At 36.4% G+C, this 5,232-nt stretch carries 6 protein-coding genes; all 6 read left to right on the top strand.

Annotation, left to right across the window (positions count from 1 at the left end):
* A partial coding sequence (locus FPZ45_RS25090; RefSeq protein ID WP_186438576.1) for a hypothetical protein occupies nt 1–720 on the top strand: 720 nt, incomplete at its 5' end.
* 201 nt (nt 721–921) lie between these two features.
* On the top strand, nt 922–1,404 hold the full coding sequence (locus FPZ45_RS25085) for a hypothetical protein (protein WP_144707400.1): 483 nt from the start codon (nt 922–924) through the stop codon (nt 1,402–1,404).
* 225 nt (nt 1,405–1,629) lie between these two features.
* Complete coding sequence (locus FPZ45_RS25080; protein WP_144707399.1) at nt 1,630–2,148, top strand: antitoxin Xre/MbcA/ParS toxin-binding domain-containing protein; 519 nt, start codon at nt 1,630–1,632, stop codon at nt 2,146–2,148.
* 230 nt (nt 2,149–2,378) lie between these two features.
* A complete protein-coding gene (locus FPZ45_RS25075; protein WP_144707398.1) occupies nt 2,379–3,119 on the top strand; it encodes a hypothetical protein in 741 nt (246 codons plus the stop codon).
* Nucleotides 3,120–3,389: 270 nt separating this feature from the next.
* Nucleotides 3,390–4,085, top strand: a complete 696-nt coding sequence (locus FPZ45_RS25070) for a hypothetical protein (protein WP_144707397.1) — start codon at nt 3,390–3,392, stop codon at nt 4,083–4,085.
* A gap of 286 nt (nt 4,086–4,371) precedes the next feature.
* Nucleotides 4,372–4,911, top strand: a complete 540-nt coding sequence (locus FPZ45_RS25065; RefSeq protein WP_144707396.1) for a histidine phosphatase family protein — start codon at nt 4,372–4,374, stop codon at nt 4,909–4,911.
* The last annotated feature ends 321 nt before the right edge of the window (nt 4,912–5,232 follow it).

Genomic DNA, 5,232 nt, shown 5'->3' with positions numbered 1-5,232 from the left:
CAAACCGAACACAACATGATTGAAACTGCTGAAAAAGAATATCGTGATTACTATCAATTTGCTATAGAATCAATAAACTTACTAGATAGCTTTGTTAACTCTGTAGAATTGGATGCGCAGGTATTTTTAATTTTTTTATCTCAGATTCAGAAATCAACAACATTAGCTGTACTTTCCTCTTTACGTAGACATGACGTACAAGCCTTAATGAATATTAGACATTTACTAGAGTCATTTGTTCTAATAGTATATTCATTTATTGAAAAGGACTTTGAATCTTATGTACTTTATAGTAAGTATGGCTATGCAGTTGAGAAAAGAGACGTAAAAGATCGAGCAAGGAAATGGTTAAAGGCAGAATTTCCTGAGTACTCTGATAAAATAAAAAATATGAAAGATCAAATAAACGATTTTTATGCACACGCAAATTTACTTTCGGCCTTTGCCAATTATAATTTTGATGATGACTTAAAAATAAGTCTAGAGATCTTTGATAAGAAAGAAGATGTTTTTATCAGGCAACGATTATGGTGGATTGGTAATATTACTTTTGGGATTATTGATTTGATTATTAAGGTTAACAGGAAGTACCCATTAATAACTTTCCGAAATGATATAAACAAAAGGATGATTAAACTAGCTCAAAGAAATAACTTCTTGCAAGAAGAATTAACGAATCTACCGAACTTTTCAAAACATATAGGTAAGACGTTAGAGTAATTATCTCAGGAAGAAGGGACTTCTGATAACACAATATTCGCGCTGCGGGCCATCCGGCCCTTGATCTGCCGGAGAGATTTCGAAGAAGCTAATTCAGGCAGATACATCCATTCCCCTAAGATAAGAGCTATCTAAGGGGAATGGACGTCGCGAATACCACAACGTTATGCGAAATGCACTAAATCAAAGGAGAGAATGGACATGAAGAATTCTGCTCCTTCAATTAAGGAGATCACGGAAACTTTTAAGCTCGGTCTATTAATTGGACTTTTATCAATGGATCAAGTCATTAATTTTGCTGATAAGTATATTGAACATGAAGCTAATCCTGACGCCGGCATAATTGAAGTTTCTCTATCAGGATCTAAAGGAATAAACGAAACCATTTCTAAATTAGAAGAAGTAAAGGGCATTTATGATATTCAAAAACCAATTAGAACCATTTTAGGATTGATATATATTGAGTCACTCAATTCCGATGATATTTCCGAAATTACCTATAAACTATATTCTCTCTCATTAAATATATCGGAGAGCCAAATTGGTGGCGACTTATATTTTGAATTAAATTCAATGGACGATATTAAGTACCTTGTGACAGATGAAGTAATAAGAAAGCGAATTGAAACATCAATAGGAATATATAAGGAATTAGGAGAAGAATTTTTGAAGGTATTACTGTAAGAGTGCACTACGCATAACACCATATTCACGCATCGGGGCTATCGCCCCTCGGTCCACCCGAGGGTTTTCGAGGAAGCGGAATCAGGCGGACACATCTGCGATGCTAACTGCGCTCCGCGCAGCCGGTTTGGTTGGAGGCTACGCCTCTCCAGATCCGCACCTTAAGCCTCTCGACGTCGTGAATACAAGAACGTTATCTGAAAGGCACGTAAAGGAGAGTTATTGATGAATTGTTACTGTGATTCATTAGAAGAAATTCAGGGCTTCGGTGGATACGGTCATTTCCAATCAACTTTAAATGTCATGAATAACAATGTTATTAATGAATACTTCATTAAGATTTATGAAGGGACAGATAGAATAAATTATAAATGTACCAACTGTATGCAGTTGTGGTCATTAGGGATACCTGATTTTCCAGTAGTAGGGTACTTAATGCGTAAAGATCAGGATGATTTTGAAAAGATACTCGAACAGGAATTCAGTGAAGAAGCGTGGAAAAATCTTCATAATTATTACTTAAAGGAATACATGAATTTAGACGAAAATCTCAAAAAGTATGCAGATGCTTTTTCTATCCCTGAAGATATTAAACAGATATTGTTGTGTAAGTTTGGAAATGGACTAGAAGAATGGCTTAATACTTCTGTTCCTGGATTTGGTGGTAGACGTCCAGTTGAGCTATTAGTAAATGATATAAAATTAAAGATATTGAAAGCTGGAATTATGCGTATGCTGGAATGATTCAATTCTTGGAGTTGATTCGAAGAAGTAGTGCCCATCAGATAACAATGTGTTCACGCATCGGGGTCTAAAGCCCCCTCGGTCCCGGTAGATCAGTCGGAGAAGAGATTGCCGGGACACACCCGCACCACCTAACCGCATCGCGACCGGTCACTACGTGACCTTAAGGTGGTGGGGCGTCGTGAACACGGAAACGTTATCAGAAATCCCTTAAAGAAATAGGTGATAGTATGGACTTTGTAGAATTATCAAAAACCGAACACAACATGATTGAAACTGCTGAAAAAGAATATCGTGATTACTATCAATTTGCTATAGAATCAATAAACTTACTAGATAGCTTTGTTAACTCTGTAGAATTGGATGCGCAGGTATTTTTAATTTTTTTATCTCAGATTCAGAAATCAACAACATTAGCTGTACTTTCCTCTTTACGTAGACATGACGTACAAGCCTTAATGAATATTAGACATTTACTAGAGTCATTTGTTCTAATAGTATATTCATTTATTGAAAAGGACTTTGAATCTTATGTACTTTATAGTAAGTATGGCTATGCAGTTGAGAAAAGAGACGTAAAAGATCGAGCAAGGAAATGGTTAAAGGCAGAATTTCCTGAGTACTCTGATAAAATAAAAAATATGAAAGATCAAATAAACGATTTTTATGCACACGCAAATTTACTTTCGGCCTTTGCCAATTATAATTTTGATGATGACTTAAAAATAAGTCTAGAGATCTTTGATAAGAAAGAAGATGTTTTTATCAGGCAACGATTATGGTGGATTGGTAATATTACTTTTGGGATTATTGACTTGATTATTAAGGTTAACAGGAAGTACCCATTAATAACTTTCCGCAATGATATAAACAAAAGGATGATTAAACTAGCTCAAAGAAATAACTTCTTGCAAGAAGAATTAACGAATCTACCGAACTTTTCAAAACATATAGGTAAGACGTTAGAGTAATTATCTCAGGAAGAAGGGACTTCTGATAACACAATATTCGCGCTGCGGGCCATCCGGCCCTTGATCTGCCGGAGAGATTTCGAAGAAGCTAATTCAGGCAGATACATCCATTCCCCTAAAATAAGAGCTATCTAAGGGGAATGGACGTCGCGAATACGACAACGTTATGCGAAACCTCGGAAAGCTTGAAGGCACGCGCTTCGGTACGCGTTATTTAAAAATGAACGCTGAAGGACATAAATACACATAATAAATTTGGAGTTGAAAGAAATGTCAGAAATAAATATTGCATATACAAATGAATACCAGGAACATAAGAAAAAGCTCGAATATATTTATAATAAAAAGTTTATGTCCAAAGATACCGAAGAAAGACATTTACCAGATGGGAAGCATATTCTTAAAACATATTATTACTATGATGATAGCCATCAAGTATCAGAATACAATGTTAGAGCTTCAAAAACTGACGTGTTGGACTTAAGGGGAAATATATTAACAGAGTTAAAGAATATTGATTACCATGTTGATTTATTTACAATGGTTGAACATTCAAACGGTAAGAATTATCTGTTATTTTCGACTGAATTATATGGCTATAGTGTTTTAGATTTTTCTGACTTCAGTGCTTATCATTTCATACCGGCCGAGAGCTTTAAGGAACATAAAGAAACATTTATTTGGACGAATGTTTTATACTGTGCTCAAAATAATATTCTGGCAGTTGATGGATGCTATTGGGCTTGCCCTTCTAGTACATACTTTTTCGACTTTTCCAATCCTACAAATATTCCACTTAAAGAATTATATAATTCTTATGATATGGACGGCGAGGTAAATATTGATACGGATGTAATACCTTTACGTTGGAATAATGATGGGACGATAGTTTTAAAATGTTGTATAGATGAAGAAGGCGAAAATGAAGTTGAAAAAACAATAGATGTATTATCACGCATAAAATAAGTAAGTACTTGTTTGAAAGTAAATGATTTGTAATCGATTCTGAGAAGTCCGAGGCATCGCATAACACTATATTCACGCATTGGGCCATTCGGCCCTCGGTCCGGCAGAAGTTAGAAGATGATTCGGAGAAGCACATCAGTAGCAGGGACGCCGAATCAGCCGGACACATCCGCACCGACTAACCGCATCGCGGCCGGCTCCTGGCGGAGCCTTAAGTCGGTGGGACGTCGTGAATACAAGAACGTTAGGTGAAATGGCCTAAGAGCTCAATTTTTAAGGAGGATTCATGAAGCATATTTATCTTGTCAGACACTGCAAAGCAGCTGGTCAAGAACCTGAGGCCCCTCTAACACTAGAAGGTAATCAGCAAGCAGAATTATTGGGTGAATTTTTTATCAATAAAAACGTTGAATATATTATTTCAAGTCCATATGAAAGAGCAAAACATACGATAAGACCTTTAAGTGAAAGGCTCAATTTAAGAATACATACTGATAATCGATTACAAGAACGAGTGTTAAGTATAAAACAGTTAGATAATTGGATGGAACTCTTAGAGAGAACCTATATAGATGACGAATTATTATATGAAGGCGGAGAATCCTCAAATGAAGCAACGACTAGAGGCATGAAAGTAATTAATGAAATGCTGCAACGACCAGAAAAGACAATTGTGATTGTGACTCATGGTGCGCTCTTATCACTACTAATTAGACAATATAAAAAACAATTTGGCTTTGAAGATTGGAAGAAGCTAACAAATCCTGATGTGTATAAACTTGAAGTAAATAAAGGTGAAGCTTATATAGAACGAATTTGGCAGTAACTCGAGAAGAGGCAACATCACCTAACACCATATTCACGCTTCGGAAGTCAAGCTGCCTCGGTCCGGACCGGAGTTGTAGAGGATTCGATTGAAGTTGTTTCAGTAGCAGGGAAACGTAATCAGCCGGACACATCCAACTCCCTAACCGCATCGCGGCCGCCCTTCGGGCTTAAGGGAGTTGGACGTCGTGAATACACGAACGTTAGGCGAAATACCTGAATCAATTCAAATATTGAAATTCTTTACGAGATAATTAAATGAATCTTCTATTGTCTCAATATCAGTAGAACCAATTACTGCATCTATTATGTCTCCTTGTGC

This window comes from Cohnella terricola (genome assembly GCF_007786475.1).
Taxonomy (GTDB): Bacteria; Bacillota; Bacilli; order Paenibacillales; family Paenibacillaceae; genus Cohnella; species Cohnella terricola.
Note: the sequence above shows the minus strand (reverse complement) of the source record. Positions and strands in the feature narration are given on the sequence as shown.

What these genes read in the sequence shown, in the direction of transcription:
- FPZ45_RS25085 (WP_144707400.1), top strand. Translation starts at nt 922, where the DNA reads ATGAAGAATTCTGCTCCTTCAATTAAGGAGATCACGGAAACTTTTAAG.
- FPZ45_RS25080 (WP_144707399.1), top strand. Translation starts at nt 1,630, where the DNA reads ATGAATTGTTACTGTGATTCATTAGAAGAAATTCAGGGCTTCGGTGGA.
- FPZ45_RS25075 (WP_144707398.1), top strand. Translation starts at nt 2,379, where the DNA reads ATGGACTTTGTAGAATTATCAAAAACCGAACACAACATGATTGAAACT.
- FPZ45_RS25070 (WP_144707397.1), top strand. Translation starts at nt 3,390, where the DNA reads ATGTCAGAAATAAATATTGCATATACAAATGAATACCAGGAACATAAG.
- FPZ45_RS25065 (WP_144707396.1), top strand. Translation starts at nt 4,372, where the DNA reads ATGAAGCATATTTATCTTGTCAGACACTGCAAAGCAGCTGGTCAAGAA.